The sequence below is a fragment of the Achromobacter xylosoxidans genome, assembly GCF_014490035.1.
Taxonomy (GTDB): domain Bacteria; phylum Pseudomonadota; class Gammaproteobacteria; order Burkholderiales; family Burkholderiaceae_B; genus Achromobacter; species Achromobacter bronchisepticus_A.
The window spans coordinates 2400506-2425234 of record NZ_CP061008.1 but is presented as its reverse complement, the minus strand read 5'-3'; the positions used below and the strand labels follow the sequence as shown (position 1 = coordinate 2425234).

The following is a 24729-nucleotide window of genomic DNA, read 5'->3' as shown; positions in this document are numbered from 1 at the left end:
GAAATCGCCGGCGATCCCGATACAGTGACACTTACCGGAATGAGATCCGGGGTAGCGCCAAGGCGGCTTGCGGGGCGTCCTTGCGCGGAACAGAACAACGTGGATCAAGGAGTTACTGATGGAAAAGTATGTAGACGGCTTCCTGCTGCCCGTACCCAAGGCCAACCTCGAAGCCTACCGGAAGATGGCGCAGCGAGCGCAGACGGTCTGGCTGGAACACGGCGCGCTGGATTACCGCGAATGCGTGGCGGAAGAAATCGACAAGGAAGGCGCCGGCTCGTTCAGCGCCGCCGCGGGCGCGCGCGAGGGGGAAACGGTGGTGTTCGCCTGGATCACCTACCCCAGCAAGGCGGATCGCGACCGGATCAACGCCAAGGTCATGGCGGACCCGCGCCTGGCGGAGCACTGCTGCGACGACGTGTTCGATATCAAGCGCATGTGCTGGGGCGGCTTCACCACTCTGGTAGGCGACTGAGGCGGCGGGATCCGTTCCCGCCCGTTCAAACGGAACAATCTGGAGATACCTCATGGCAAACCCTGCAAGCAAACCCATCCCCGACGGCATGCACACGCTCACCCCGCACATTGTGTGCGAAGGCGCGGCGCAGGCCATCGACTTCTACAAGAAAGCCTTCAACGCGGAGGAGCTGGCCCGGCTGCCCGGCCCCAACGGCAAGATCATGCATGCCGCCATACGCATCGGCGATTCCGTGATGATGCTGATGGACGACTTCCCCGAATGGGGCAGCCTGGGCCCGAAGGCGCTCAAAGGCACGCCCGTGACCCTGCATCTCTACGTCAACGACGTAGACGCCGCCATGAAGCAGGCGGTGGCGGCCGGCGCCCAGGTGACCATGCCCGTGGCGGACATGTTCTGGGGCGACCGCTACGGCCAGGTGGTCGACCCTTGCGGGCACCGCTGGTCCATCGCCACGCACAAGTTCGACCTGACGCCGCAGGAAGTGCAGGAGAACATGGCGAAGATGGGTCCGATGGAAGGCTGCGGCGACGCGTCAAAGAAGCAAGGCTAGGCAGCCGGCTGCGGATACGGCCCCAGGAAATCGAGCTTGCCGATCTTCACGCCCGCGTGGCGCAGGATGGCGTAGGCCGTCGTGACGTGGAAGTAGAAGTTCGGCAGCGCGAACGTCAGCAGGTAGTCGTCGCCGCGGAACTCCTGCTTGAAGTCGCCGAACGCCAGCGAAACCTTGCGGCCTTCGGCGCCATCCAGCCGGTCCGCCGGCACGTCCTGCAGATACGCGACGGTGGCGGCGATGCGCTGCTGCAACTGCTCGAACGTGGTTTCCTCATCCGGAAACTTGGGCGCTTCCACCCGCGACAGGCGCTGCACCGCGAACTTGGACGCGTCGCTGGCGCGCTGGATCTGGCCGCTCAACGGGTACATGTCCGGCGCCAGCCGGGCATTGACCAGTTCGGCCGGGTCCATGCCGGCCGCCGCCGCGTGGTCGGCGGCCTTTTGCAGCAGCGCGGCCAGCACGTTCAGGCCGCGGACGAAGGCAGGCACGCTGGCCTGATACATGGAAAGTGACATGGCTGGACTCCGGACAGGGACGAGGCGGCTGGCGCGGAACGCGCCGGGAATACGCTGATCTTACTGCCGTGGCCGGGACGGGACTGCCGCTCGCTGCGCGGACCGACCCCGGCTTATTCCGCCTGTCCGCGCGCCGCGCGGCGGTGCGTCTGGAAGAAGCGCCAGATCAGCGCCGAGGCATCCGGTCCATTGCGCGCGTGATAGCGCACCGAGGCGTCGCCGCCGCTCCAGGCGTGCTCCACCAGCGTGATTTCGCATAGCCGCAGCAGCGTGCGGCTGCCGCGCAGCATATCGACGCGACGGTAGGATTTCTCCGTGCCCAGTCCCAGCACGCGCTCGACCGGCACGCTTTCGGGCGGCAGATCGTTGACGGCGCGGAACTGTTCGAACAATTGCCTGGCGTTTCGCGGCGCCACCGTCGGATCCAGCTGCCCCTGCAGAATCATGGCGGGCATGCCCAGGCGGAACACCGCCGGGTCCGCGACTTTTTCCAGCAAGGGCAGCAGCGGCTTGAGCGCGCCGCGCCGCATGGTGCCGATACCGCCCGCAGCGCTGTGGGCATCGCCCGCAACCGGCCCGGAATGCATGGCCACGGCGGCAATCAGGCGCGGATGCCGCAAGGCCACCAGCGCGGCCATGCCGGCCCCGGCTGACAATCCCGCGATGTAGACGCGTTCGGGGTCCAGCGCATGCCGGGCACACTCCGCGCGGATCAGGGCGGCGATCAGGTCCGCTTCCGCCCCGCCGTGCGCGTCGTCGGGCTGGAACCAGCGCCAGCAGCGCTGCACCTGACGGGTCATCGATTGCTGCGGATACAGCACCATGAAGCCGCCCGCGTCGGCCCATTGATTCATGCGCGAACCGCGGGCGAACGACAGCGCCGTCTGCCTGCAGCCATGCAGCATCACTACCAGCGGCATGCCGGCGCGCGGCGCCGCGGCGGGCGTGTAGCGCGCGAAAGTGAGACGGCGGCCCTGGGCATCGGAAAATTGCCGGGAGGCTTCCCAGCGGCCGGTCCCCAACGACGGCGCGGCAGCGCTGCGGGAAGCGGAGGCCGCAGCGGGCTTGGCGGCCCGGCGCTTGGGCGCGCTGCGCTTCTTGGCAGCCTTGGGCGTGGCCATGCGCAAGGCCGCGCGCTGCAGCTTGCCGATATTCTTCGCGGCCTTGAAAAACAAGTTGGTGAAACTGCGCGCCATTGCTGGGCCTCGGCCAGTAAACCTGCGTTTGCTTGCGCGCTGAATGTATCACAGAGTAACTTCCAGGCAGCGCTTTCGGGACGCCGACACGCAGGTCGATTTGCAGTAGATCAAACGGAGACCGCCTCGGCCGCGACCGGCTGGCTCGCCGCCTTGAGCCGCCGCCCCAAAGCGCCTAAGGTGTAGGCCTGAACCAACCTAGACGCATTCATGTTTCCCAACGACAGACCCCAGACCCTGGGCGAGGAAATCGCCAATGCCATCAGCCACGGCGTCGGCGCCGCGGGCGCCGTGGCCTCCGCTCCCATCCTGATCCTGGCCGCCGTGCGCCAGGGCGATGCCGCCTTCATCGCGGGCGCCGCGGTCTTCGCCGCGACGATGTGCCTGCTGTACCTGGCGTCCACCATCTATCACGCGCTGCCCAAGAGCCGCGCCAAGCAGCTCTTCAACGTGCTGGACCATTCCGCCATCTATCTGCTGATCGCGGGCACCTACACGCCTTTCGCCCTGGGCGCCCTGCGCGGCCCCTGGGGCTGGACCCTGTTCGGCCTGGTCTGGGGCATGGCCCTGCTGGGCGTCGGGCTGAAAGCCAGCAAGCGGCTCAACCGCCCCGCCATCTCCACGGGCCTGTATCTGGCGATGGGCTGGCTGGTGATCATCGCGGTCAATCCCCTGATCGAGCGCGTGCCCACGGGCGGCCTGTGGTGGCTGGTGGCGGGCGGGCTGGCCTATACCGGCGGCGTGGTGTTCTTCGTGCTCGACAACCGCTGGCGCTACAGCCATTTCATCTGGCATCTGTTCGTGCTCGCCGGCACTGCGTGCCACTTCTTCGCCGTGCTCTGGTACGCGGCCTGAGGGCCGCCGCGCGGCGGATCAGCCGCGGCCCGGCTCCCCCGGCTGCGGCATGGCGAGCAGGCCGCGCTTCATCAGCGACTTCATCCCGGGCACGAGCAGCCCGCCACCGAACAGCAGGTCGCGCCACAACCCCGGCCCCGAAGCCTGGAAACATGGCGTCAGCGCCCGGCTGAGGCTCTGGTACAGGCGCGAAGGCAATAACCGGCTGCGGGCGTAGCGCGCCGGTCCCGCTGCGGCGCCGTGCTGCCCCAGGGCCCGCGCCAGCGCCATCGCATCCAGCACCGCCAGCGTCGTTCCCAATCCCAGCTGAGGACTCATCGCGTGGCCCGCGTCGCCCACCGCGCAATACGGGCCGGCAGCCAAGCCGCGCGGCCAGGTATGCCGGTATGTGGCCACCGCCAGGTCCTCGTGCCGCGAAATCTGATCCACCACGGGCGCGGCCTCGGGCCACAGGGACAGCATGCGGTCCTTCCAGGCGCCGATGGGCGCGGCGCGCCAGGCCGGCAAGGCGTCGTGCCGGATGCTCCAGAACAGCGACAGCCGCACGCCCTGGGGGCCGATCTCGGTGGGCAGCAGGCCCATCATTTCGCGGGTGCCGCGAAAGCGCTGCAGCAGCTGCGTCGCCCCGCTCCAGCCGGGCGTCCAGAACTGGCCCCACAACGCGCCCCAGGCGTAGGCGCGCGAACTCGCCGCCAGGCCGACCTGCTCGCGCAGCGCGGACGCGGCGCCATCGGCCACCACGAACACATCGAAACTGGACTCGGCGCGGGCTTCCCCCGCGCCGTGCGTCACGTGGGCCCTGCCCTCGCGGGTCGCCAGCGTCTCGACCGGACAGCCGAACGAGAACTCGGCGCCCGCGCGCCGCGCGGCCTCGAACAGCACTCCGCCCAAGGCTGCCCGCGTCACGGCCCGCGCGCCGTCACCCACGTAATCGATGTCCACGACTCGCCAGCCGCGATGCGACAGGCCCAGCAGGCGGTCGATCGGCGCGCCTACGTTCAGCGCCGCGACGTCGACGCCCAGGGATTTGAGCGCGCGCACCCCGGGCGGCTGCAGCAGCAGCCCGGCGCCCAGCGTGGTGAACCCCTGGTGTTTTTCAAAGACGCGCACCTGATGGCCGGCTTGCGCCAGCGCCAGCGCGGCGGCCAGTCCGGCGCTGCCCGCGCCGGCGATGCCGATGGATAACGGCGTATGCGTAGTGGTCATGGAATGGCGTGGCCCGGCGGCCCGAAGGGGCCGCCACGGGAGCCGGCATAGTACCAACTGCCTTCAGCTCTCGCGCAGATACTCGGTGGGCGGGCGGCCCAGCACCCGCCGGAACATCGTGGAGAAGGCCGCCGGGCTCTGGTAGCCGAAATCCAGCGCAATGGCGGTCACCGACTCGCCCGAGGCCAACCGGGCCAAGGCCAGCACCACGCAGGCGCGCTGCCGCCATTCCGAAAACGCCATGCCCGTCTGCTGTCGGAAATGGCGGCTGAAGGTGCGCGGGCTCATGTGCAGGCGCTCGGCCCAGGCCCGCGGCGCGGCGCGCGCGTCAGGCGCCGCGATGAAGGCCTTGCACAAGGGCGCCAGGCGCCTGTCGCGTGGCAGCGGGATATGCAGCGGCAGCACCGGCGCGCGCTCGACCTCATGCAGCAGCAGGGCCGCCAGCGCGCCGTCACGCCCCGCCAGATCGTAGGCGGGAGGCATGTCGACCGCGTCCAGCAATAGCTGCCTCAACAGCGGCGACACCTCGATCACTTCGCAGGCCTCGCGGTCCGCGCGCGCCGAACCCGGCTCGATGTAGGCGCTGCGCGTGCTGACGTCCAGCATTCGGACCTGATGCGTCACGCCGGCCGGGATCCATACCGCGCGCTGCGGCGGCACCACCCAGTTGCCGTCGCGCGTGACCACGTGCATGACGCCGGTTGCGCCATACAACAGTTGCGCGCGGCGATGCGCGTGGGCCGGCAGCAGCCGGCCAGGCGGATAGTCGTTGCCGATGGCGACGACGGCGCGGTCCAGATGGTCGTAGCGGTCGATGTGGGTATTGCGCATAGTCTGGGACGCATGGCCTGTCTGAGGCGCATGGCCTGGGACTCATGGCCTGTTGATGCCGCCTGCCCGGCGGCAGGTCGATTGGCCGAAACTCGAACATTATTGTCTCATCCTCGAAAGCGGGCCACCTTCGGCCGCCGTATCGTGGCGTTTTCCCCCCAGGAAGGACGCAGCAATGCTTTATCTGGTTCTGGCCCTGTTCGGCTGCTTGAGCGGCGTGACGACCGTGCTGTTCGGCTTTGGCGGAGGCTTTGTGGTGGTGCCCGTGCTGTATGCGGTGTTGACGGCGGCGCACGGCGCGCACGACGCCATCGGCCTGGCGGCCATGCACATCGCGGTGGCCACGTCCACCTGCGTCATGATCGTGAATTCGGTGGCGGCCACGCGCAAGCACCAGCGCGCCGGCAACATCCTGCGGGCCTATGTCTGGCCGCTGGCCGGCTTCATCGCCGCAGGCGCGGCGCTGGGCGCGCTCGCCGCCACGCGCGCCAGCGGCGACTTCGTGCGCTACGCCTTCATCGCCTATCTGGGCGTGACCATCCTGGATTGCCTGCTGCGCCAGGGTTTCATGGCCCAGGAGGACGCGCATCCCCGGCCTCTGGACCGCGGCGTCCTGGTCGGCGGCGGCGTGATCATCGGCGCGGTGGCGGCCTTCCTGGGCGTGGGCGGCAGCGTCATGACGGTGCCGCTGCTGCGCCGCCGCGGCCTGCCCATGGCCAAGGCGGCGGCCATGGCCAATCCGCTGACGCTGCCGGTGGCGGTGGTGGGAACACTGACCTACATGGCTGCGGCCGGCGGCCTGGCCGACCCGCTGGCGCCCTGGATCGTGGGCTATGTGGACCTGCTGGCCTTCGCCGCGCTGGCGCTGGGGTCGCTGGCCGGCATCCGGCTGGCCGCGCCGCTGATCCCGCGCATCCCGGACCACCTGCACGCCCGCGTCTACGTGCTGCTGCTGGCGCTGGTGCTGCTGAGCATGCTGATCGTATAGACCCGTCCCGCATAAATTTAAGGAAACATCGCGGCCAGCAGCGACTACGAAACCGCGCAAAACGTTTCGGCCGCGCCCCGGGGGGCTCCCTCCCGGGGCGCGCGCGCATCCCGTGGCCTGCCGAAACAGGAAAACACATCGCGAAACTTGCCCCCGCACCGTCCGGGTCGTCATCATGGCCCGACATTCAACCGGAACAAGGAGGTTTCATGCAGCGTTCCACTTATGCATTCCTGTCCGCCGCCCTGCTGGCGACGGCGCTGTCCGGTGCTCCCGCCCTTGCGCAGCAAGCCAGCCAGGCGCAAGGCCAGGCCCAGGCTCAACCGCGCATGGCGCCCCCGCCCGCGATCCAGCCGACCGACCAGCAATTGCAGCGTTTCGCTTCGGCATCGCAGAAGATTTCCGGCGTCGTCGACGAGTACCGCCCCAAGGTCGACGCCGCCAAGACGGATGCCGCCAAGCAGAAGGTCGTCGAGGAAGCCGACGCCAAGATGGTGAAACTGGTGCAGGCCGACGGTCTGAGCGTCGACGAATTCAACGGCATAGGCCAGGCCATACAGCAGGACCCCCAGCTCAAGCAACGCCTGATGAGCATGAGCAAGGGCGCCCCCGCCGCGAAGTAAGGCTCTCCGAGAGCCAGCCCTGGCGCCATCCGCCCATTACGGGTGGATGGCGTTTTTTTGCTTGCCGGCCGCCGCCCTGTTCTGCTTCAACCGTCCCGCGGCGGCCTTCAACAGCCGCTGGAAAGTCGGGCATTGCGCATGGTTGGCGGCGGGACATACCGCGGCATGGCGCAGGCCCTGGCTCATCGCCCGCAGGCGCTTGATGGTCGCATCGATGCTGTCGGCCTTGTCCAGCAACAACTGCCTGTCCACCCGCAACGCGCCCTCGGGCGAGAGCATGGCCTGGATCTCGTCCAGCGACAGGCCACCGGCCTGCCCCAGCGCGATCAGCGCCAATTGATCCAGCACGCCAGGCGCGAAACGCCGGCGTTCGCCGGCGGCGCTGACCGCCTTGATCAAGCCCTTGTTTTCATAGAAGCGCAGCGTGGAGGCCGGCAGGCCCGTGCGCCGGGCGACTTCCGAAATATCCATGGCGCCCTCCTTGACTTGAAGTTGACTTCAACTTCTATCATGCCTGCAAACAATGCGGTCGGCAATGCAAGGAACAAGACATGGAATCGATGGAAGTGGCGGCAAAAGTGGTTTTGATCGGTATCGGCGCGACGATCGTGATGGACGTGTGGGGCATGCTCCAGAAGGCCTTGGGCATGCCCACACTGGGCTATGCGCTGGTCGGCCGGTGGGCCGGCCACCTGTGCCGGGGCACGCTTGCCCACGCCAATATCGGCCGGGCCGAGCCCGTCGCGGGCGAATCGGCGCTGGGATGGACGATCCACTACGCCGTGGGTCTCGTCTTCGCCGCGCTGCTGGTCGGCATCGAGGGCGCGGCATGGCTGCGCGATCCCACATGGCTGCCCGCCCTGGCCGTGGGCGTCGCGACCGTCGTGATGCCGTTTTTCGTCATGCAGCCCGCCATGGGCGCGGGGATCGCCGCGTCCCGCACGCCCACGCCCTGGAAGAACCGCCTGCGCAGCCTGGCGACGCATGCGGTGTTCGGCTGCGGCCTGTATCTGTCGGCGGCGGCGCTCAGGCAGGTGTGGAGCTGACCGCGGCGCAAGGCGCCCGCCCGCCGTCTGTCCTGCGCAACCGGTTATCCTGTTCCGGTTTCCCTCACCGACACGTAGAAGGAGCGCAGTATCTTGACCCCGGATCTCACTCTCTATGACCTGGCCGGCGCCGATGCGTCGCTACGCTTCAGCCCGCATTGCTGGAAGACCCGCATGGCCCTGGCCCACAAGGGCCTGACCGCGACGACCGTGCCGTGGCGCTTCACGGAAAAGGAAGCCATAGACTTTTCCGGCCAGAAACTGGTGCCGGTGCTGGTGCATGGCGAACATGTCGTCAGCGATTCCTGGCAGATCGCCTGCTACCTGGAAGACACCTTCCCCGAGCGGCCCTCGTTGTTCGGCGGCGCCAGCGGCCGCGCGCTGAGCCTGTTCGTGAATTCATGGTCGGACACGACCCTGGTGCCGACGCTGGCGCGGTTGCTGCTGCCCAGCATCCACGGCCTGATCCACGAAAAGGACCGGGACTATTTCCGCGCCACGCGGGAGAAGCGCTTCGGCAGGCTGGAAGACCTGCCGGCGGGCTATGAAGACCAGATCGCCGCGCTGCGCGCGGCGCTGCTGCCCTTGCGGCAGATGCTGGGCAAGCAGCCCTATCTGGCAGGCGCTCAGCCGGCCTATGCCGACTATGCGGTGTTCGGCATGTTCATGTGGGCGCGCTGCACCAGCACGCTGGAACTGCTGGCCCAGGACGATCCGGTCCACGCCTGGCGCGAGCGCCTGCTCGACGCGCATGACGGCCTGGCCCGCCGCGCGCCGGCGGCGCAAGCCTGAGCCGCCGCGCCCGGTCTGTCTGCGCTAGGTCTTCAGCCGGTAACCGGTCTTGAAGATCCAGCGCACCCCAATCAGGCAGGCCAGCAGGAACACCAGCGTCATGCCCACGCTGACGCCGACGCTGACGTCCGCGACGCCATAGAAGGCCCAGCGAAAGCCGCTGACCAGATACACCACCGGGTTGAACAGCGTGGCGGTCTGCCAGAACGGCGGCAGCATCTTGATGGAATAGAAAGTGCCGCCCAGGAAGGTCAGCGGCGTGATGATCATCAGCGGGATGATCTGCAGCTTTTCGAAGCCGTCGGCCCAGATGCCGATGATGAAGCCGAACAGGCTGAAGGTCACGGCCGTCAGCACCAGGAAGCCCAGCATCCAGAACGGATGCGCGACCTCGAACGACACGAACAGCCGCGCCGTGGCCAACATGATGAGCCCCAGGATGATGGACTTGCTGGCTGCGGCGCCCACATAGCCCATGACGATCTCCACATAGGAGATGGGCGCCGAGTGGATTTCGTAGATGGTGCCCGAGAAGCGCGGCATGTAGATGCCGAAGGACGCGTTGGCGATGCTTTGCGTCAGCAGCGCCAGCATGATCATGCCAGGCACGATGAAGGCGCCGTAGCTCACGCCGTCGATCTCGACCATGTGCGAACCAATGGCTGAACCGAACACCACGAAATACAGCGAGGTGGAGATCACGGGCGACAGCACGCTCTGCATCAGCGTGCGCCACGCGCGGGCCATTTCAAACAGGTAGATAGCGCGGATGGCGTAGAAGTTCATGATTGACCGTGCACCAGGCTGACAAAGATATCCTCGAGAGAGCTTTCCGACGAATTCAGGTCGGTGAATTCGATCTCCAGGCGCGACAGTTCATGCAGCAGCCGGGAGATTTCCCCGCCGCCCTGGTTGTCGTAGGTGTAGACCAGCTTGTGCCCGTTGTCGGACAGGTCCAGCTGGAAGGCGTCCAGCGCCGTCGGGATGCCCGGCAGCGGCGCCTTCAGGGTCAGCGCCAGCTGGCGCTTGCCCAGCTTGGCCATCAGCGCGTGCTTCTCTTCGACCAGGATGATCTCGCCCTTGCGGATAACGCCGATGCGGTCGGCCATTTCCTGGGCTTCCTCGATGTAGTGCGTGGTGAGGATGATGGTGACGCCGCTTTCGCGCAGCCGCCGCACCATTTCCCACATGCCGCGCCGCAGCTCCACGTCCACGCCGGCGGTGGGCTCGTCCAGGAACAGGATCGCGGGCTCATGCGACAACGCCTTGGCGATCATGACGCGCCGCTTCATGCCGCCCGACAGCGCCATGATGCGGCTGTCCTTCTTGTCCCACAGGGACAGGTCGCGCAGCACCTTCTCGACGTAGGCGTGGTCGGTCGGCTTGCCGAACAGGCCGCGGCTGAAGTTGACGGTGTTCCAGACGCTTTCGAACGCGTCGGTGGAAATTTCCTGCGGCACCAGGCCGATCTTGGCGCGGGCCGCGCGGAACTCCGTGACGATGTCGTGGCCATCGGCCAGCACGCGGCCGGCGGTGGGATTGACGATGCCGCAGATGATGCTGATCAGCGTGGTCTTGCCCGCGCCGTTGGGCCCGAGCAGGGCGAAGATCTCGCCGCGCCGGATGTCCAGGTTCACGCTCTTGAGCGCCTGGAATCCGGATGCGTACCGTTTGGATAGATCCTGAACTGAAATGACCGGCTGCACACGCGCCCCCGACTGGATGGATAGCCAGGGATTTTAACCGTCACGCGCGACAGGCTTGTTCGCCGTGACGGAACAGTGTGTTTGGCGGGCTGATCAATCCCTGCTCAACGCCCCCAGCGCAGGACCAGCGGATCCAGGCGGCTCGCGGTCTCCAGCAGGCCCTGCCGGACCTCCGCGCGCATGGCCGGCCACGGGTGCCGCGGCGCATCGCAGGCGATCACGCCGCCGGCCTTCATCAAGGCCTTGGCCGTGAGGATGCCGCCCTGCCGGTTCTCGTAATTGATCAGGGGCAGCCAGCGCTCGTACAGGCGGTAGGCCTCGTCGCGCTTGCCCGCGCGGTGGGCCTCGATGATGGGCCGCAGGCCATCGGCGAAACCGCCGCCGGTCATGGAGCCGGTGGCGCCGGCATCCAGGTCGGGCAGCAGCGTGATGGCTTCCTCGCCGTCCCAGGGTCCTTCCACGGTGTCCCCGCCCAGCGCGATCAGGTCGCGCAGCTTGGAGGCCGCGCCCGCGGTCTCGATCTTGAAGTAGGCGACGTGCTCGATCTCGCGCGCCATCCGCGCCAGCGCCGCGGCCGACAACGGCGTGCCGGCGACCGGCGCGTCCTGGATCATCATGGGGATGTCCACCGCGTCCGACACGCGCTGGAAGAATCCCGTCACCTGTTCCTCGGACACGCGGATCGTCGCGCCATGGTAAGGCGGCATGATCATCAGCATCGCGGCGCCCTGCTCCTGCGCGCGACGGCTGCGCGCGGCGCAGACCTGGGTGCTGAAGTGCGTGGTGGTCACGATCACCGGCACGCGGCCGGCGACGTGCTCCAGGATGGTCCGCGTCAGGACTTCGCGCTCGTCGTCAGACAGCACGAACTGCTCGGAAAAATTGGCCAGGATGCAAAGCCCGTCGACGCCCGAGTCGATCATGAAATCCACGGCCCGCTTCTGGCTGGGAAGATCCAGCTCGCCGGATTCGGTGAAGGTGGTGGGCACGACCGGGAAGATGCCGCGATAGCGCGGGTTCTGGTAGGTAGCCATGGTTATTCGATGATGTTGAAGTCTTTGAGGTATTCGGTCTTCAGCGTCAGGCCCAGCCCCGGCTTGTCGTCGTCCAGGTCGATGAAGCCTTCCTTGGCCACCGGCTCGCCATCGAAGATGTAATAGAACAGTTCGTTGCCGACCTCCACGTCGAACATGGGGAAGTACTCGCTCATGGGCGAGGCCAGCGTGCTCATGGTCAGGTGGTAGTTGTGCATCTGGCCGGCATGCGGCACCACCGGCACGCTGTAGGCCTCGCACAGCGCGTTGATCTTGTGCGCCGCCGTGATGCCGCCGACGCGGTTGGTGTCGTACTGCACCACCGACACCGCCTTGCGGTCCAGCAGCTGCTTGAAGCCGTAGAGCGAGAATTCGTGTTCGCCGCCGGAGATCGGGATCGAGGTGAGCTGGTTCAGTTCCGCATAGCCGTCGATGTCGTCGGCGATGACGGGTTCCTCCAGCCAGCGCGGCTCGAACTTCTCCAGCTTGGGCAGGATGCGCTTGGCGTACTCAAGATTCCAGCCCATGTAGCACTCCAGCATCAGGTCGGTGTCGTAGCCGATCACCTCGCGCACCGCCTCCACCGACTTCAGGTTCTCCGACACGCCTTTCTGCAGGTGCGCCGGGCCATAGCCGAAGCGCATCTTGAAAGCGGTGAAGCCCTGGTCCAGATAGGTCTGGGCCTCTTCCTGCATGGCCTTCAGGTCGGTGCGATAGAGCTTGGAGTAATAGACCGGGATCTTTTCCTTGGTGCGGCCGCCCAGCAGCTTGAAGACCGGCTTGTTCACCGACTTGCCCAGGATGTCCCAGATGGCCAGGTCCACCGCCGAGATCGCCGCCATGGTCACGCCCTTGCGGCCCCAGGCATGGGTGGACCGATACATGCGCTGCCACAGGTATTCGTAGTCCCAGGGATCCTGCCCGATCACCAGCGGGGCCAGGTACTGGTCGATGATGGCCTTGGCCACGCGCGGCGCCAGCGCCACGTTGCCCAGGCCCACGATGCCGTCGTCCGTCTCCACCTCGACCACGGTCCAGCCATGGAAGCGGAAGGTGCTCATGGTTTCCTGCTTGGAATACAGCAGGTCCATGGCGTTGGAGCAGAAATTGCCCTGCGGCGGCACGGTCTTGCCGGTCCACTCGTAGACGCGGGCGCGGACGGATTTGATCTTCATGAGGAGTTCCTGCTTGGAATAAGGGTATGGAATGAAAGCGGCGGATCAGCCGGCCTGCGTCCGCGCGGCGCGGTGCGACAGGCCCATGCGGCAGGCGATGAGAAAGGCCTGCCAGGTGGCGTCCAGGTTGGCGCGGCCGAGGCCTGCGATGTCGTACGCCGTGCCGTGGGCCGGCGTGGTGATGGGGATGGGCAGGCCGCCCTGCACCGTCACGCCGCGCGAGAAGCCCAGCAGCTTGATCGCGATCTGGCCCTGGTCGTGGTACATGGTGACGATGGCCTGGAACTCGCCGGCCTGGGCCTTCAGGAAGATGGTGTCGGCGGGGAACGGCCCTTGCACCGGCAGCCCCTCTTCATTCAGTTGCCGCACGGCCGGCGCGATGATGTCCACCTCTTCGCGGCCGCAGGTGCCGCCGTCGCCGCCATGCGGGTTGAAGGCCGCCACCGCCACGCGCGGCTCGGCAATGCCGTTGGCCTGCAGCGAACGGTAGATCAGTCGGGTGGCGTCCTTGATGCCGTCGATGCTGAGCGCCGCCGCCGCGTCCTTCAGCGGGATATGCGAGGACACGCGCGAGGTCCACAGGTCGCCCAGGGTGTTGAACTCGCAGAAGTAGCCGGTCACGCCCAGGTACTGCGCAAAATGGTGCAACTCGTCGTCATGCCCCAGGCCGCCCAGCTTCATGGCGTACTTGTTCAAGGGCGCGAAACAGATGGCGTCGACGTGGCCGTCGCGCGCCGCGTCCATGCAGGCGTTGAGCACCCGCAGCACCGACGCGCCGCCCGCGGCCTCGGCCTGACCCACATGCACCTGGCCGGGTTTGATGGTGTCCACCCCCAGCCAGGCGGGCGCGCCGGTGTCCGGCCGGCCGCGCACCGCCTCGATGCTGTCCACGGGCTGGGTGGCGACCTGCACACCCGCCACCCGCTGGCCTTCGCGCCACAGCCACTCGTCGCCCACCAGCACGATGTTCGCCTGCTGCGTGGCTTCTGGCCTGGCCAGCAGGCGGGCGATCAGTTCGGCGCCGATGCCGGCGGGGTCGCCCAGGGTCAGGGCAATGACGGGTTTCTGCTGCGTACTCATGTCTGGGTCATTCCACGGAAATGTTGTTCTTCTTGATGACGCCGGCGTAGCGCTGGTTCTCGCTCTTGTGGAACTGCGCGAACTGCTCCTGGCTCATCGGGTTGATATCGGCGCCGATCGCCTGCAGGCGGGTCTGCGTGTCGGGCAGGGCCAGGATGCCGTTGACGGCGTCATGGATGCGCTTCTGATTGGCGGCGGGCGTGGCGCTGGGCATGTAGATGCCGTACCAGGCGCTCATTTCCACGCCCGGCACGCCGGCCTCGGCCATGGTCGGCACGTCGGGCAGCTGGGCGTTGCGCTTGGCGCTCAGCACGGCCAACGCGCGCACCTTGCCGCTCTTGATATGGGGGATCACGGAAGACGCGGTCTCGAACGCGATCTGCACCTGCCCGCCCATCAGGTCCACCAGCGCCGGGCCGCTGCCGCGGTACGGGATGTGGATCATCTGCACGCCGGTGGCGTCCTTGAACAGCTCGGCGGCGATGTGCTGGGTGCTGCCGGAACCGCTGCTGGCGAAGTTGTAGGTGCCGGGCTTGCTCTTGAGCAAGGCGATCAATTCCTGCACCGACTTGGCCGGCACGTCGTTGTTGACCACCAGGATGTTGGGCACGGCGCCCACGAACACCACCGGCGTCAGGTCGCGGTCGTTGTCATAGCCCAGCTTCAGCAGGTGCGGCGCGATGGCATGGGCGGTCGACACCCCCATCACCATGGTGTGGCCGTCCGTGGACTTGGCCGCCAGGTCGGCCGCCAGCGTGTTCGACGCGCCCGGCTTGTTCTCGACCACCACGGTCTGCTTGAGCAAGGGCCCCAGCTTGTCCGCCACGGCGCGCGCCATGGCGTCGGTGCCGCCGCCCGGCGCGGATCCCACCAGCAGGCGCAGTGGCTTGTTGGGCCAGTCGGCGGTCTGCGCCTGGACGGGCGCCAGGGCCGACAGGCACAGGGCGCCAGCCGCCATCGCGGCCAATAGCCGAGTCTTCATGGTTGTCTCCTTGGTTGATGTTTTTTTGCCCTTGCGGGGGCAATCTTTTGTGGGTCCATCTTAGAAAGAAGTGCTGTTTCCGTAAAATGAAACTTTTGCACCAATCGTTCACCTGAGGCGATCAATCATGGAACGCGCGATCCACGTCCCTGCCCTGCTGGCCCGGCTGCGCATGCGGCAGATCGTCCTGCTGCTGGCGATCGAGGAGCGCGGCACGCTGCGCGCCGCCGCCAACCAGCTCAACATGACCCAGTCCGCAGCCAGCAAGATGCTGCATGAACTGGAACTGGCCATCGGCCAGCCGCTGTACGGACGGGTCGGCCGGGGCCTTGCGCTGACCGCGGCGGGCGAATGCGTGATGGGGTACTTCCGGGGCATGCGCGGCACGGTCTCGTCGCTGGCGCGCGAACTGGAGGAGCTGCGCCTGGGCAGCGCGGGCAAGCTGTTCATCGGCAGCATCATGGCGGCTTCGCCCGGCCACCTGACCGACGCCCTGCTGCGCCTGAAAGAGACTTTCCCGCTGCTCGCGGTGGAGATTTCCACCGGCACCAGCGACCTGCTGATGGGCCGCATGAACGAAGGCAAGCTGGACGTGGTGATCGGCCGCATGCTGACGCCGTCGGACTGCCAGTATGTGTTCCGCCCCATCGGCGATGAAGCGCTGTCCGTGATCGCGGCGGTGGACCATCCGCTGGCCGGCCGCAAGCGCGTGAGCTTCGAGGCCATGCTGGCCTATCCCTGGGTATTGCAGCCGCACGGCAGTCCGATGCGCGACGTCATCGAACAGGAGTTCCGCTCGCACGATGCCGCCACGCCCAAGGGCCTGATCGAATCGGCCTCCATCCTGACCACGACCAACCTGGCGATGAAGTCCACGATGCTGGGCGTGATTCCGGAGTCGGTGGCCAGCCGCTATGCGGCGCATGGTCTCCTGGCGATACTGCCCTACCAGATCCGGCAGAGCCTGACGGCCTTCGGCAGCATCGTGCCGCGCGACCGGCCGCTGAGCGCCGCGGCTAGGCATTTCGTGGGCTTGCTGCACGGCGACGCAGCGGCTTGAGAGCGCGCAATGCAAAGGGGGAAAACGCCCGCGGCGCAGGAGAAAACTGCATGCGGCGCAGTACAATCGCGTGTTGCGCATCGCGCGTTTTTTACACTGAGGTCCACACGTGAGCGCACTGCCCGCCTGTCCCAAATGCCAGTCCGAATACACCTATGAAGACGGCGCCCTGTACGTCTGCCCGGAATGCGCGCATGAATGGCCGGCGCAGGCCGCGGAATCTGCCGATGAAGCCGCCCGCGTCTACCGCGATTCGGCCGGCAATGTGCTGCAGGACGGCGACACCGTCACCGTCATCAAGGACCTGAAACTCAAGGGTTCCGGCGGCGTGGTCAAGATGGGCACCAAGGTCAAGGGCATCCGCCTGGTCGATGGCGACCACGACATCGATTGCAAGATCGACGGCTTCGGGGCGATGAGCCTGAAGTCGGAGTTTGTGAAGAAGGTATAAGCCGCCACTTGCGACGGCTCCGGGGCTGCGGCAGCGCCGCGCCCTGGCTACAGGTCCTCGGGCTCCTCGGCCTTGGGCATCAGGTACGCGGTCAGCGTGCTGGACAGCCCCGCCATCACCCACAGCACGAAGAAAGCCACCGTGTAGAAGCCGGTGCGCCCGGTGGGCACATGCCCGAAGATCGCCACGTCCAGGGGATCGATCAGGGCGAAGATCAGCGCGCTCCCCGCCGCGGCCGCCATGAAGGACGGCCACAGGATCCACATCAACGATCGCAAGCCCATCTGTGTTCTCCCCGGTTACGGATTGGCGCTGGGCGCCGCCTGCTCGATGACCAGGCCGCGCTTGACCACGCCCTCCTGGATCGGCTGGTTGCTGAAATTGGTGAAAGCGAAATAGATCGTGACGAAGCAGCCTATCATGGCCGCGAACGGGCCGGCCATCAGGATCCAGGGCCAGGGCTCGCGGTACCAGGGCTTGGCGGTCTTGGCGGGTTGGGCGGCGGTCATGGGCTTGTCCTTTTCAGTATTCAGTCGGGTACGTAGAAGCTGGCGGGCTCGTCGGTCTCGACCGCACGGCTCTCGCCATCCTGGCCGCGCGCGCGCAGCGTGATGGCATGGGCGCCGGGCTCGGCGCCGGCCGGCGCGCGGATGACCATGGGCACCAGCTTGTTGGCCGCGGCCTCGACGTCGACGGTGTCCGAGCCTTGTCGTCCGGTCATCACCTTCAGGCCGGGCATGCCGTCGGCCGAGAGTTGCAGGCGCATCGGCTGGTCGGAGGTATTGATGATCTGCAGGCGGTATACGTTTTCGATCATGCCGCCGGCCACTTCGCGCCCCAGCGCGCCGCGGTCGCGGATCACGTCCACCCGCAGGGGGTTGCGCATGGCCAGCGATGCGACGAAGGCGATGGCCAGCGCCAGGATCAGCGTGCCGTAGATCAGCACGCGCGGGCGCAGCAGATGGGAGCGCGCGCTCTTGGCGGACAAGCCGTCCAGCATGGCGCGTTCCGAGGTATAGCGGATCAGGCCGGGTTCGTACTGCATCTTGTCCATGACCTGTTCACAGGCATCGATACAGGCGCCGCAGCCTATGCACATGTACTGCAGGCCGTCGCGGATATCGATGCCGGTCGGACAGACCTGCACGCACAGGCTGCAATCGACGCAATCGCCCAGCCCGGCGGCCTTGTGGTCCACCTTGCGCGAGCGGCCGCCGCGCGGATCGCCGCGGCGCTTGTCGTAGGTGACCACGAAGGTGTCGGGGTCCACCATCACGCTCTGGAAGCGCGCGTAGGGGCACATGTACTTGCACACGGATTCGCGCATGAAGCCGGCGTTGCCCCAGGTGGCGAAGCCGTAGAACAGCATCCAGAACCACTGCCAGGGGCCGAGTTGCAGCGCGAACAGCTCATGGCCCAGTTCGCGGATGGGCGCGAAGTAGCCAATGAAGGTGGAACCCGTCCACCAGGCCAGCGCGATCCACAGGAAATGCTTGGTGATCTTCAGGCGCGCCTTGCGCCAGGTCCAGGGCGATTCGTCCAGGCGGATGCGCGCGACGCGGTCGCCTTCGACCTTGCGCTCGATCCACATGAAGATTTCGGTATAGACGGTCTGCGGACAGGCGTAGCCGCAGAACAGCCGCCCCGCCACCGCGGTGAACAGGAACAGCGCCAGCGCCGAAATCACCAGCAGCACCGCCAGATAGACCACGTCCTGCGGCCACAGCACCAGGCCGAAGAGATAGAACTTGCGCGCGCCCAGGTCGAACAGCACGGCCTGGCGGCCGTTCCATTGCAGCCAGGGCAGGCCATAGAAAATCAGCTGGGTGAGAAAGACGAATGCGATGCGCCAGCGGGCGAAGATGCCGCTGACGGACCGGGGGTAGATCTTGCTGCGCACGCCCGCCAGCGTCTGCTCCAGGGTTTCCGTCCCGGGGCGCGGCGGCTTTACGTGCGGCCGCCAGGGCGGCGGGTCACCGTCAGGCGAATTGCCGGTCCTTGCGGCTGACCCATCTTCCATTTCCTGCTCCCTGCTGTATGTCCAGTGATATGGGGGCCACGCCAGGCGCGGCCCCCAAAAACGCGCTGTAAAGCCTTTACTTCGTTACCGTGCCCGGCGCGGCCCCGGCCGTCGCTTCGGGCTTGTTCGACAAGCCCCAGACCCAGGCCGTCAGGATCTTGATCTGCTCCGGCGTCAGGATGTCGCCATGCGCCGGCATGCGGTTGTCGCGGCCATCCAGGATGGTCTTGACGATGGTGGCTTCCGAGCTGCCGTAGAGCCAGACATCGTCCGTCAGGTTGGGCGCGCCCAGCGCCTGGTTGCCCTTGCCGTCGACGCCGTGACAGGCCACGCAGTAGTTGGCGAACTCGCGCTTGCCGCGGAACACGCGCACCGGATCTGCCGTGAGGCCCGACAGCGAACGCACGTACTGGGCGATGTCGGCCGCCGTCTTGGCGTCGATCGCGGCCTTCCAGGGCGGCATCACGCCCACGCGGCCCTGCGTGATGGTCTGCGTGATGGCTTCAGGCGAGCCGCCGTGCAGCCAGTCGCCGTCGGCCAGGTTGGGAAAGCTGGGGCCGCCCTTGGCGTCCGAGCCATGGCATTGCGCGCAGGTATTCAGGAACAGGCGCTGGCCGATTTCGCGGGCGCCCGGATCCTGGGCGATCTGCGGAATGTCCATGGTTTCGAAGCGCGCGTAGATCGGACGCACGGCTTCGGCCATCTTGGCCTGCTGCCTGGCCACTTCCTCGGTGCTGCTGTAGCCCAGTTGGCCCTTGTACTCACCCAGGCCCGGCATGAAGAACAGGTAGCCCAGCGCGAAGGCGCAGGCCAGCAGGTACATCCAGGTCCACCAGCCCGGCACCGGGTTGTTCAGCTCGGTCAGGTCGCCGTCCCAGACGTGGCCCGTGTCCTCGACCTTGCCGTTGGCCGGCTTGGTGCTGAGCCAGCGGCGCTGCGTGTACAGCAGCCACACGCACCAGACCACGCCGCCCACCGCGACGATCGAGATGAAATATCCCCAGAAGCCATTAACGAAATCGCTCATGACCGATTCGCTCCATCTTGTTGTCCCTGCCCGAACTCATCGGGCAGTGCGAACGGCAGCATGGCCGATTCGCGGTTGGCGCTCTGGCGGCCGCGCGAGCAGGCCCACCAGACGATGCCGAAGAAAGTTGCCATCGAAATGGCGGTGACGACTGCGCTCAGGTAGCCCAGCATGGTCAGCCTCCCGCGGCCGCGGGCGCGGCGGCTTGGGTCGCGGGCTGTGCCGCGGGTTGCGCGGCGGCCTTCTTGGCCTCTTCCGCCTTCCTGGCCTGCTCGGCCTTGCGCACGCCCACGCCCAACCCTTGCAGGTAGGCGACCAGCGCGTCTTCCTCGGTCTTGCCTTCGATGGCCTTGGGCGCCGCGGCGATTTCCTCGTCGGTGTAGGGCACGCCCAGCGTGCGCAGGGCGCGCATGCGGTCGCTCACGTTCTCGCCGGTGATGACCGTCTTTTCCAGCCAGGGATAGGCGGGCATGTTGGATTCCGGCACCACCTTGCGCGGGTCGCGCAGGTGGATGCGGTGCCAGTCATCCGAATAGCGTTCGCCCACGCGCGCCAGATCGGGACCGGTGCGCTTGGAGCCCCACAGGAAGGGATGGTCGAAGACCGATTCCGAGGCCACCGAGTACGGGCCGTAGCGCTGCACTTCGGCCGCCAGCACCCGCACCTGCTGCGAATGGCAGCCGACGCAGCCTTCGCGGATGTAGACGTCGCGGCCCATCAGGCGCAGCGGGCTGTAGGGTTCCACGCCCGCGATGGGCTGGGTCGTGCTGTGCTGGAAGAACAGCGGCACGATCTGGACCAGGCCCGCGAAGGACACCACCAGGATGCTGGCGATGATCATCCAGCCGATGTTCTTCTCGAGCGTCTGGTGGGAAAAGAAACCAGATTTATGGTTGGCCATGATGTCCTCGTCAAACGGTGGCCGGCGCGGCGGTCACGGGGACCGGCTGGCGAGCGGCATGGGGATCGTCTTGCGGAATCGCGGGATTGACCGGCTGCGCGCCGCGCACCGTCATCCACACGTTCCAGGCCATGACGAACACACCCGACAGGAACAAGGTGCCGCCCAGCAAACGGATCAGGTAGTACGGGACGCGCGTCTTCAGTTCCTCGACGAAGCTGTAGACCAGGGTGCCGTCGCTGGCGGTGTCGCGCCACATCAGGCCCTGCTGCACGCCGGCGATCCACATGGCGGCGATGTACAGCACCACGCCGATGGTCGCGATCCAGAAGTGCAGTTCGATGGCCTTGACGCTGTACATCTTCTCGCGGCCGTAGAGACGCGGGATCAGGTAGTAGAGCGAACCGAAGGAGATCATGGCGACCCAGCCCAGCGCGCCGGAGTGCACGTGGCCGATGGTCCAGTCCGTGTAGTGCGACAGCGCGTTGACCGTGCGGATCGACATCATCGAGCCTTCGAAGGTCGACATGCCGTAGAACGACAGGGCCGTCACCATGAACTTCAGGATCGGATCGGTGCGCAGCTTGTACCAGGCGCCCTGCAGCGTCATGATGCCGTTGATCATGCCGCCCCAGGACGGCGCCAGCAGGATCAGCGAGAAGGTCATGCCCAGCGACTGGGTCCAGTCGGGCAACGAGGTGTACAGCAGGTGGTGCGGGCCCGCCCACATGTAGGTGAAGGCCAGCGCCCAGAAGTGGACGATGGACAGGCGGTAGGAATAGATGGGACGGCCGGCCTGCTTGGGCACGAAGTAATACATCATGCCCAGGAAGCTGGTGGTCAGGAAGAAGCCCACGGCGTTATGGCCGTACCACCACTGCACCATGGCGTCCTGCACGCCCGAGTAGGCGGAGTAGGACTTCCACATCGACACCGGCATTTCGATGTTATTGAAGATGTGCAGGATGGCGATGGTCAGGATGTACGAGCCGAAGAACCAGTTGGCCACGTAGATGTGCTTGGAACGGCGCTTGACGATGGTGCCGAAGAACACGATGGCGTAAGCCACCCAGACCAGGGTGATCAGGATGTCGATGGGCCATTCGAGTTCGGCGTATTCCTTGCTGCTGGTGAAACCCATGGGCAAGGTGATGGCGGCGGCGACGATGACGATCTGCCAGCCCCAGAACGTGAACGCGGCCAGCGGGCCGCAGAACAGGCGCGCCTGACAGGTGCGCTGGACCACGTAGTACGACGTCGTAAACAACGCGCTGCCGCCGAACGCGAAGATCACCGCGTTGGTGTGCAGCGGGCGCAGGCGGCCATAGCTCAGCCATGCGGTGTCAAAGTTCAGCTGCGGCCAGATAAGCTGCGCAGCGAGAAAAACGCCCACAGCCATGCCGACGATGCCCCACACTACCGTCATGAGCGCGAATTGCCTCACGATCTTGTAGTTGAAGGTGTCGGCCTTGCTTGCGATTGCGGCGCAATCGTTCATCGCCCTTCCCCTAAAGTTACAGATAGCTCCAGGCTGCAATGATGGGACTAGTCAAACAAGGCAGCGTTGATCTGGATCAAGCATCTGGTTACACGGTGGGGAACGCGGCGCCGGCGCAACGGGTCCAGGCGCGAAATCAAACGCGCCGCTCAGCCGCGGCTGGCGGGTCCGCTGTCGTCGTCGAGCAGGATGGCGCGGCCGGCATCATCGGTGTCGTCGTACTGGCCGTTGAAAACGGCCCACCACAGCGACACCCCGATGGCCAGCACGAACAGCAGGGACAGGGGCAGAAGCAGATAGAGGATGGTCATTGCGCCGTTTCCAGCGCGGCGGCGGGCGCCGGCGCGCCAGCCCAGTCGCGGCGGCACAAGCGCCACGAGTTGTAGGCGACCGCCAGCGAGGACACCAGCATGGTGATCGCGGCCAGCCACGGCGTCACCCAGCCGACCAGCGCCAGCGGGGTCATCAGCAGGTGCCAGACCACCGATCCGTACAGGTTCTGGCGAGCGCGGCGCCGCGCCTCGCCCAGCAGCTCGTCCAGCGCCGCGTCGGACATATTGGGATGGGCGGCCAGCGCCGAATGGGCGGAGGCCATGGCGGTGGGCACCGCCATCGACATGGCGCAGGGACAGCTCATCACCAGCAACGCCACCATCACCGGAACGCTGTGCGCCGCATCGATGTAGGCCCAGGCGGCCGCGGCGGCCAGCGCCAACGCGACCTGGACCATGACGAAGCGCGAGGCCAGCCGATCGGCGCGCGCGCCCAGCTCCAGGCGCTGCGCCTCCACGCGCTCGTGGCGCAAGCCGCCTGCCGCGCCGCCGAAGGACTGGCGGGCGCACAGCTCCAGATAGCGCGCGGTCAGCAGGAAGGCCACGAACATCGTGACCGAATCGAAGTAGACCTCGCCGCGCCCCGTGTAGGTGGCGTGGACGCTGGGAATGAAGGCGGCGACGATGCCCAGGGCCACCGGCACGTCCATGCCGGCGCGGCCATGGCGCAGGTTGTCGCCCGCGTGGCGCCAGATCGGCCAGGCCGAATAGACCACCACGGGCACGGTCAGCGCGAAGCTGGCCCAGTTCATCAGCACGATGGCCCAGTCCAGCGTTTCCAGCGCATCGGCCGGCATGCTTTCATGCCGCAGGTAGCCGGGCCAGGCGAACATCATCACCTGCATCATGGCCAGCCACGCCAGCGACAGGCGCACCAGCGCATGGCGGCGCTGCTGGCGGTCGGCGTCGGACAGGGCGGCCGGGACGGCGAAGATCGATTTTGCTCGCATGCGCCGATGTTACCCAGCGCGTTACAAAGCCGCCTTGATCTGGATCAAGGCGGGTCCGGCGGGTTTGCCCCGGCCACGCGGGCCGGGCGCCATCCGGCTCAGGGGCGCTGGCGGCGCAGCACCTCGACCACCGCCCGCATCAGGCTGGCGAGATCGTCCTCGGCGATGGTCAGCGCCGGCGTCAGGTAGACCACATTGCCGAACGGCCGCACCCACACGCCGGCGTCGACCAGGCGCCGCTTCAGGCCCTCGCGGTCGGCGATGCCGTCCAGCTCGACCACGCCGATCGCGCCCAGCACGCGCACGTCGCGCACCCAGGGCAGCTCGCGGCACGGTTCCAGGCCCGCGGCCAGGCTCGCGGAGATCGATTGCGCCTGCGCCAGCCGCGGTTCGGTCTCGAAGAGATCCAGCGAGGCGTTGGCCGCGGCGCAGGCCAACGCGTTGCCCATGAAGGTGGGGCCGTGCATCAGCGCGTGCGAAGGGTCATCGGACCAGAACGCCTCGAACACCCGGCTGCTGGCCACCGTGGCGGCCAGCGGCAAGGTGCCGCCGGTCAGAGCCTTGGACAAGGTCACGATGTCCGGGCGGATGCCGGCCTGCTCGAAGGCGAACATCGTGCCGGTGCGGCCGAAGCCGGTGAAGATCTCGTCGAAGATCAGCAGCAGGCCGTGGCGGTCGGCCACGCGGCGCAGACGGCGCAGCACTTCCGGGTCGTGCAGCAGCATGCCGCCCGCGCCCTGCACCAGCGGCTCGACCAGGATGCCCGCCAGCCGGGAGGCATGGACTTCCAGGTGCGCCTCCAGCGCGGCCAGTTCGGCCTCGCTGCACGGCAGGTCGACGATGTCGTGTTCGGCCAGCATGCCGCGGTACAGGCTGTGCATGCCCTCGTCCGGATCGCACACCGCCATGGTGCCGAAGGTGTCGCCGTGATAGCCGCCGCGGAACGCCAGGAAACGGCTGCGGCCGCGTTCTCCCTGGTTCAGCCAGAACTGCAGCGCCATCTTCATGGCGACTTCCACCGCCACCGAGCCGGAATCGGTGTAGAAGACGCGGTCCAGTCCCGGCCCCAGCATGGCGGCCAGCCGGCGCGCCAGGGTCAGCGCCGGCTCATGGGTCAGCCCGCCGAACATGACGTGCGGCATGGCGTCCAGCTGCGCGCGCACGGCCTGGGCGATGTGCGGGTGGTTGTACCCATGGCAGGCCGTCCACCAGGACGCGACGCCATCGATCAGGCTGCGGCCGTCGGCCAGTTCAAGCCGGCTGCCATGGCTGCGCACCACGGGCAGCGGCGGCGTGGCCGTCTTCATTTGGGCATAGGGTAGCCAGATATGGGGCTGGCCCTGGGCCACCCAGTCGGGCATGTGCATGATTCACCTCTCGATACCGGCGGCGCGCCCCGGGGTCCGCCCGGCGCATCCGGCCGGAAC

The 24729-nt window shown here is 67.0% G+C and carries 30 protein-coding genes; 9 read left to right on the top strand and 21 right to left on the bottom strand.

Annotated elements, in window-relative coordinates:
* Positions 1-118 precede the first annotated feature (118 nt).
* Both IAG39_RS11380 and IAG39_RS11375 read left to right on the top strand, forming a co-directional pair.
* Positions 119-475 (top strand): DUF1428 domain-containing protein, encoded by a 357-nt coding sequence (locus IAG39_RS11380; protein ID WP_118932496.1) that lies wholly within the window; start codon positions 119-121, stop codon positions 473-475.
* A 52-nt stretch (positions 476-527) separates the two neighbouring features.
* Positions 528-1031: a VOC family protein gene (locus tag IAG39_RS11375; protein WP_118932497.1), complete on the top strand. Its 504-nt coding sequence runs from the start codon at positions 528-530 to the stop codon at positions 1029-1031.
* On the opposite strand, the gene IAG39_RS11370 is transcribed toward IAG39_RS11375, so the two are convergent.
* Both IAG39_RS11370 and IAG39_RS11365 read right to left on the bottom strand, forming a co-directional pair.
* On the bottom strand, positions 1028-1549 hold the full coding sequence (locus IAG39_RS11370; RefSeq protein ID WP_118932498.1) for a DUF1993 family protein: 522 nt from the start codon (positions 1547-1549) through the stop codon (positions 1028-1030). The two genes, IAG39_RS11375 and IAG39_RS11370, sit on opposite strands and share 4 nt — an antisense overlap.
* Before the next feature lie 113 nt (positions 1550-1662).
* The gene (locus IAG39_RS11365; protein ID WP_118932499.1) at positions 1663-2745 is read right to left on the bottom strand and encodes an alpha/beta hydrolase family esterase; all 1083 of its coding nucleotides are present in this window, start codon (positions 2743-2745) and stop codon (positions 1663-1665) included.
* A 210-nt stretch (positions 2746-2955) separates the two neighbouring features.
* On the opposite strand from IAG39_RS11365, the gene trhA reads away from it, so the two are divergent.
* Positions 2956-3600 (top strand): PAQR family membrane homeostasis protein TrhA, encoded by a 645-nt coding sequence (gene trhA / locus IAG39_RS11360; RefSeq protein ID WP_059372515.1) that lies wholly within the window; start codon positions 2956-2958, stop codon positions 3598-3600.
* 18 nt (positions 3601-3618) lie between these two features.
* Here the strand turns inward: trhA and IAG39_RS11355 are convergent, their stop codons facing one another.
* On the bottom strand, positions 3619-4806 hold the full coding sequence (locus tag IAG39_RS11355; RefSeq protein WP_118932500.1) for an FAD-dependent oxidoreductase: 1188 nt from the start codon (positions 4804-4806) through the stop codon (positions 3619-3621).
* Positions 4807-4869: 63 nt separating this feature from the next.
* Positions 4870-5637: an AraC family transcriptional regulator gene (locus tag IAG39_RS11350; protein WP_118932501.1), complete on the bottom strand. Its 768-nt coding sequence runs from the start codon at positions 5635-5637 to the stop codon at positions 4870-4872.
* Between the two features lie 175 nt (positions 5638-5812).
* Here IAG39_RS11350 and IAG39_RS11345 point away from each other — a divergent pair, with 175 nt between their 5' ends.
* Entirely contained in the window at positions 5813-6625 is an 813-nt protein-coding gene (locus IAG39_RS11345) for a sulfite exporter TauE/SafE family protein (RefSeq protein ID WP_118932502.1), read from the top strand.
* Between the two features lie 209 nt (positions 6626-6834).
* On the top strand, positions 6835-7248 hold the full coding sequence (locus tag IAG39_RS11340) for a DUF4168 domain-containing protein (RefSeq protein WP_059372506.1): 414 nt from the start codon (positions 6835-6837) through the stop codon (positions 7246-7248).
* A 36-nt stretch (positions 7249-7284) separates the two neighbouring features.
* On the opposite strand, the gene IAG39_RS11335 is transcribed toward IAG39_RS11340, so the two are convergent.
* Positions 7285-7719 carry a helix-turn-helix domain-containing protein gene (locus IAG39_RS11335; protein WP_118932503.1) on the bottom strand — a complete coding sequence of 145 codons (435 nt, stop codon included), beginning with the start codon at positions 7717-7719 and terminating at the stop codon, positions 7285-7287.
* A gap of 80 nt (positions 7720-7799) precedes the next feature.
* Between IAG39_RS11335 and IAG39_RS11330 the strand changes: the two genes are divergently transcribed.
* Both IAG39_RS11330 and IAG39_RS11325 read left to right on the top strand, forming a co-directional pair.
* Complete coding sequence (locus tag IAG39_RS11330) at positions 7800-8294, top strand: DUF2938 domain-containing protein (RefSeq protein ID WP_118932504.1); 495 nt, start codon at positions 7800-7802, stop codon at positions 8292-8294.
* 93 nt (positions 8295-8387) lie between these two features.
* A complete protein-coding gene (locus IAG39_RS11325) occupies positions 8388-9086 on the top strand; it encodes a glutathione S-transferase family protein (RefSeq protein WP_059372498.1) in 699 nt (232 codons plus the stop codon).
* A 24-nt stretch (positions 9087-9110) separates the two neighbouring features.
* Here the strand turns inward: IAG39_RS11325 and IAG39_RS11320 are convergent, their stop codons facing one another.
* The 6 genes from IAG39_RS11320 to IAG39_RS11295 all read right to left on the bottom strand — a co-directional run bounded on the left by IAG39_RS11320 (position 9111) and on the right by IAG39_RS11295 (position 15063).
* A complete protein-coding gene (locus IAG39_RS11320) occupies positions 9111-9872 on the bottom strand; it encodes an ABC transporter permease (RefSeq protein WP_059372491.1) in 762 nt (253 codons plus the stop codon).
* Positions 9869-10792 (bottom strand): ABC transporter ATP-binding protein, encoded by a 924-nt coding sequence (locus IAG39_RS11315; RefSeq protein ID WP_059372488.1) that lies wholly within the window; start codon positions 10790-10792, stop codon positions 9869-9871. Before IAG39_RS11315 ends, IAG39_RS11320 begins: the two co-directional genes overlap by 4 nt.
* 104 nt (positions 10793-10896) lie before the next feature.
* Complete coding sequence (locus IAG39_RS11310; RefSeq protein WP_118932505.1) at positions 10897-11826, bottom strand: dihydrodipicolinate synthase family protein; 930 nt, start codon at positions 11824-11826, stop codon at positions 10897-10899.
* 2 nt (positions 11827-11828) lie between these two features.
* Positions 11829-13001, bottom strand: a complete 1173-nt coding sequence (locus IAG39_RS11305; RefSeq protein WP_118932506.1) for an L-rhamnonate dehydratase — start codon at positions 12999-13001, stop codon at positions 11829-11831.
* 45 nt (positions 13002-13046) lie between these two features.
* Complete coding sequence (locus IAG39_RS11300; RefSeq protein ID WP_118932507.1) at positions 13047-14081, bottom strand: 4-hydroxythreonine-4-phosphate dehydrogenase PdxA; 1035 nt, start codon at positions 14079-14081, stop codon at positions 13047-13049.
* Positions 14082-14088: 7 nt separating this feature from the next.
* Positions 14089-15063, bottom strand: a complete 975-nt coding sequence (locus tag IAG39_RS11295) for a Bug family tripartite tricarboxylate transporter substrate binding protein (protein WP_059372475.1) — start codon at positions 15061-15063, stop codon at positions 14089-14091.
* Between the two features lie 127 nt (positions 15064-15190).
* Here IAG39_RS11295 and IAG39_RS11290 point away from each other — a divergent pair, with 127 nt between their 5' ends.
* Both IAG39_RS11290 and IAG39_RS11285 read left to right on the top strand, forming a co-directional pair.
* Positions 15191-16123 (top strand): LysR family transcriptional regulator, encoded by a 933-nt coding sequence (locus tag IAG39_RS11290; protein ID WP_118932508.1) that lies wholly within the window; start codon positions 15191-15193, stop codon positions 16121-16123.
* Between the two features lie 109 nt (positions 16124-16232).
* Positions 16233-16574, top strand: a complete 342-nt coding sequence (locus IAG39_RS11285) for a zinc ribbon domain-containing protein YjdM (RefSeq protein ID WP_059372471.1) — start codon at positions 16233-16235, stop codon at positions 16572-16574.
* 47 nt (positions 16575-16621) lie between these two features.
* Here IAG39_RS11285 and IAG39_RS11280 read toward each other — a convergent pair whose 3' ends face one another.
* From IAG39_RS11280 to IAG39_RS11235, 10 genes are all read right to left on the bottom strand, one after another.
* A complete protein-coding gene (locus IAG39_RS11280) occupies positions 16622-16858 on the bottom strand; it encodes a hypothetical protein (RefSeq protein WP_059372469.1) in 237 nt (78 codons plus the stop codon).
* A 15-nt stretch (positions 16859-16873) separates the two neighbouring features.
* Positions 16874-17083: a FixH family protein gene (locus IAG39_RS11275; protein ID WP_059372466.1), complete on the bottom strand. Its 210-nt coding sequence runs from the start codon at positions 17081-17083 to the stop codon at positions 16874-16876.
* Positions 17084-17103: 20 nt separating this feature from the next.
* The gene (gene ccoG, locus IAG39_RS11270) at positions 17104-18594 is read right to left on the bottom strand and encodes a cytochrome c oxidase accessory protein CcoG (protein WP_118932509.1); all 1491 of its coding nucleotides are present in this window, start codon (positions 18592-18594) and stop codon (positions 17104-17106) included.
* Positions 18595-18670: 76 nt separating this feature from the next.
* The gene (gene ccoP / locus IAG39_RS11265; RefSeq protein WP_059372462.1) at positions 18671-19621 is read right to left on the bottom strand and encodes a cytochrome-c oxidase, cbb3-type subunit III; all 951 of its coding nucleotides are present in this window, start codon (positions 19619-19621) and stop codon (positions 18671-18673) included.
* Positions 19618-19794 (bottom strand): cbb3-type cytochrome oxidase subunit 3, encoded by a 177-nt coding sequence (locus IAG39_RS11260; protein ID WP_054452859.1) that lies wholly within the window; start codon positions 19792-19794, stop codon positions 19618-19620. The genes ccoP and IAG39_RS11260 overlap by 4 nt, the downstream gene beginning before the upstream one ends.
* A gap of 2 nt (positions 19795-19796) precedes the next feature.
* Positions 19797-20522 carry a cytochrome-c oxidase, cbb3-type subunit II gene (gene ccoO / locus IAG39_RS11255; protein WP_059372459.1) on the bottom strand — a complete coding sequence of 242 codons (726 nt, stop codon included), beginning with the start codon at positions 20520-20522 and terminating at the stop codon, positions 19797-19799.
* A 10-nt stretch (positions 20523-20532) separates the two neighbouring features.
* Positions 20533-22020, bottom strand: a complete 1488-nt coding sequence (gene ccoN / locus IAG39_RS11250; protein ID WP_059372455.1) for a cytochrome-c oxidase, cbb3-type subunit I — start codon at positions 22018-22020, stop codon at positions 20533-20535.
* Positions 22021-22169: 149 nt separating this feature from the next.
* Positions 22170-22331, bottom strand: a complete 162-nt coding sequence (gene ccoS / locus IAG39_RS11245) for a cbb3-type cytochrome oxidase assembly protein CcoS (protein WP_042794347.1) — start codon at positions 22329-22331, stop codon at positions 22170-22172.
* Positions 22328-23302 (bottom strand): hypothetical protein, encoded by a 975-nt coding sequence (locus IAG39_RS11240; protein ID WP_118932510.1) that lies wholly within the window; start codon positions 23300-23302, stop codon positions 22328-22330. Before IAG39_RS11240 ends, ccoS begins: the two co-directional genes overlap by 4 nt.
* Before the next feature lie 98 nt (positions 23303-23400).
* The gene (locus tag IAG39_RS11235; protein WP_118932511.1) at positions 23401-24669 is read right to left on the bottom strand and encodes an adenosylmethionine--8-amino-7-oxononanoate transaminase; all 1269 of its coding nucleotides are present in this window, start codon (positions 24667-24669) and stop codon (positions 23401-23403) included.
* Positions 24670-24729: the final 60 nt, after the last annotated feature.

Coding starts and splice junctions, on each gene's coding strand:
- IAG39_RS11380 (WP_118932496.1), top strand. CDS start 119: ATGGAAAAGTATGTAGACGGCTTCCTGCTGCCCGTACCCAAGGCCAAC.
- IAG39_RS11375 (WP_118932497.1), top strand. CDS start 528: ATGGCAAACCCTGCAAGCAAACCCATCCCCGACGGCATGCACACGCTC.
- IAG39_RS11370 (WP_118932498.1), bottom strand. CDS start 1,549: ATGTCACTTTCCATGTATCAGGCCAGCGTGCCTGCCTTCGTCCGCGGC.
- IAG39_RS11365 (WP_118932499.1), bottom strand. CDS start 2,745: ATGGCGCGCAGTTTCACCAACTTGTTTTTCAAGGCCGCGAAGAATATC.
- trhA (WP_059372515.1), top strand. CDS start 2,956: ATGTTTCCCAACGACAGACCCCAGACCCTGGGCGAGGAAATCGCCAAT.
- IAG39_RS11355 (WP_118932500.1), bottom strand. CDS start 4,806: ATGACCACTACGCATACGCCGTTATCCATCGGCATCGCCGGCGCGGGC.
- IAG39_RS11350 (WP_118932501.1), bottom strand. CDS start 5,637: ATGCGCAATACCCACATCGACCGCTACGACCATCTGGACCGCGCCGTC.
- IAG39_RS11345 (WP_118932502.1), top strand. CDS start 5,813: ATGCTTTATCTGGTTCTGGCCCTGTTCGGCTGCTTGAGCGGCGTGACG.
- IAG39_RS11340 (WP_059372506.1), top strand. CDS start 6,835: ATGCAGCGTTCCACTTATGCATTCCTGTCCGCCGCCCTGCTGGCGACG.
- IAG39_RS11335 (WP_118932503.1), bottom strand. CDS start 7,719: ATGGATATTTCGGAAGTCGCCCGGCGCACGGGCCTGCCGGCCTCCACG.
- IAG39_RS11330 (WP_118932504.1), top strand. CDS start 7,800: ATGGAATCGATGGAAGTGGCGGCAAAAGTGGTTTTGATCGGTATCGGC.
- IAG39_RS11320 (WP_059372491.1), bottom strand. CDS start 9,872: ATGAACTTCTACGCCATCCGCGCTATCTACCTGTTTGAAATGGCCCGC.
- IAG39_RS11310 (WP_118932505.1), bottom strand. CDS start 11,826: ATGGCTACCTACCAGAACCCGCGCTATCGCGGCATCTTCCCGGTCGTG.
- IAG39_RS11305 (WP_118932506.1), bottom strand. CDS start 13,001: ATGAAGATCAAATCCGTCCGCGCCCGCGTCTACGAGTGGACCGGCAAG.
- IAG39_RS11300 (WP_118932507.1), bottom strand. CDS start 14,081: ATGAGTACGCAGCAGAAACCCGTCATTGCCCTGACCCTGGGCGACCCC.
- IAG39_RS11295 (WP_059372475.1), bottom strand. CDS start 15,063: ATGAAGACTCGGCTATTGGCCGCGATGGCGGCTGGCGCCCTGTGCCTG.
- IAG39_RS11290 (WP_118932508.1), top strand. CDS start 15,191: ATGGAACGCGCGATCCACGTCCCTGCCCTGCTGGCCCGGCTGCGCATG.
- IAG39_RS11280 (WP_059372469.1), bottom strand. CDS start 16,858: ATGGGCTTGCGATCGTTGATGTGGATCCTGTGGCCGTCCTTCATGGCG.
- IAG39_RS11275 (WP_059372466.1), bottom strand. CDS start 17,083: ATGACCGCCGCCCAACCCGCCAAGACCGCCAAGCCCTGGTACCGCGAG.
- ccoG (WP_118932509.1), bottom strand. CDS start 18,594: ATGGAAGATGGGTCAGCCGCAAGGACCGGCAATTCGCCTGACGGTGAC.
- ccoP (WP_059372462.1), bottom strand. CDS start 19,621: ATGAGCGATTTCGTTAATGGCTTCTGGGGATATTTCATCTCGATCGTC.
- IAG39_RS11260 (WP_054452859.1), bottom strand. CDS start 19,794: ATGCTGGGCTACCTGAGCGCAGTCGTCACCGCCATTTCGATGGCAACT.
- ccoO (WP_059372459.1), bottom strand. CDS start 20,522: ATGGCCAACCATAAATCTGGTTTCTTTTCCCACCAGACGCTCGAGAAG.
- ccoN (WP_059372455.1), bottom strand. CDS start 22,020: ATGAACGATTGCGCCGCAATCGCAAGCAAGGCCGACACCTTCAACTAC.
- ccoS (WP_042794347.1), bottom strand. CDS start 22,331: ATGACCATCCTCTATCTGCTTCTGCCCCTGTCCCTGCTGTTCGTGCTG.
- IAG39_RS11240 (WP_118932510.1), bottom strand. CDS start 23,302: ATGCGAGCAAAATCGATCTTCGCCGTCCCGGCCGCCCTGTCCGACGCC.
- IAG39_RS11235 (WP_118932511.1), bottom strand. CDS start 24,669: ATGCACATGCCCGACTGGGTGGCCCAGGGCCAGCCCCATATCTGGCTA.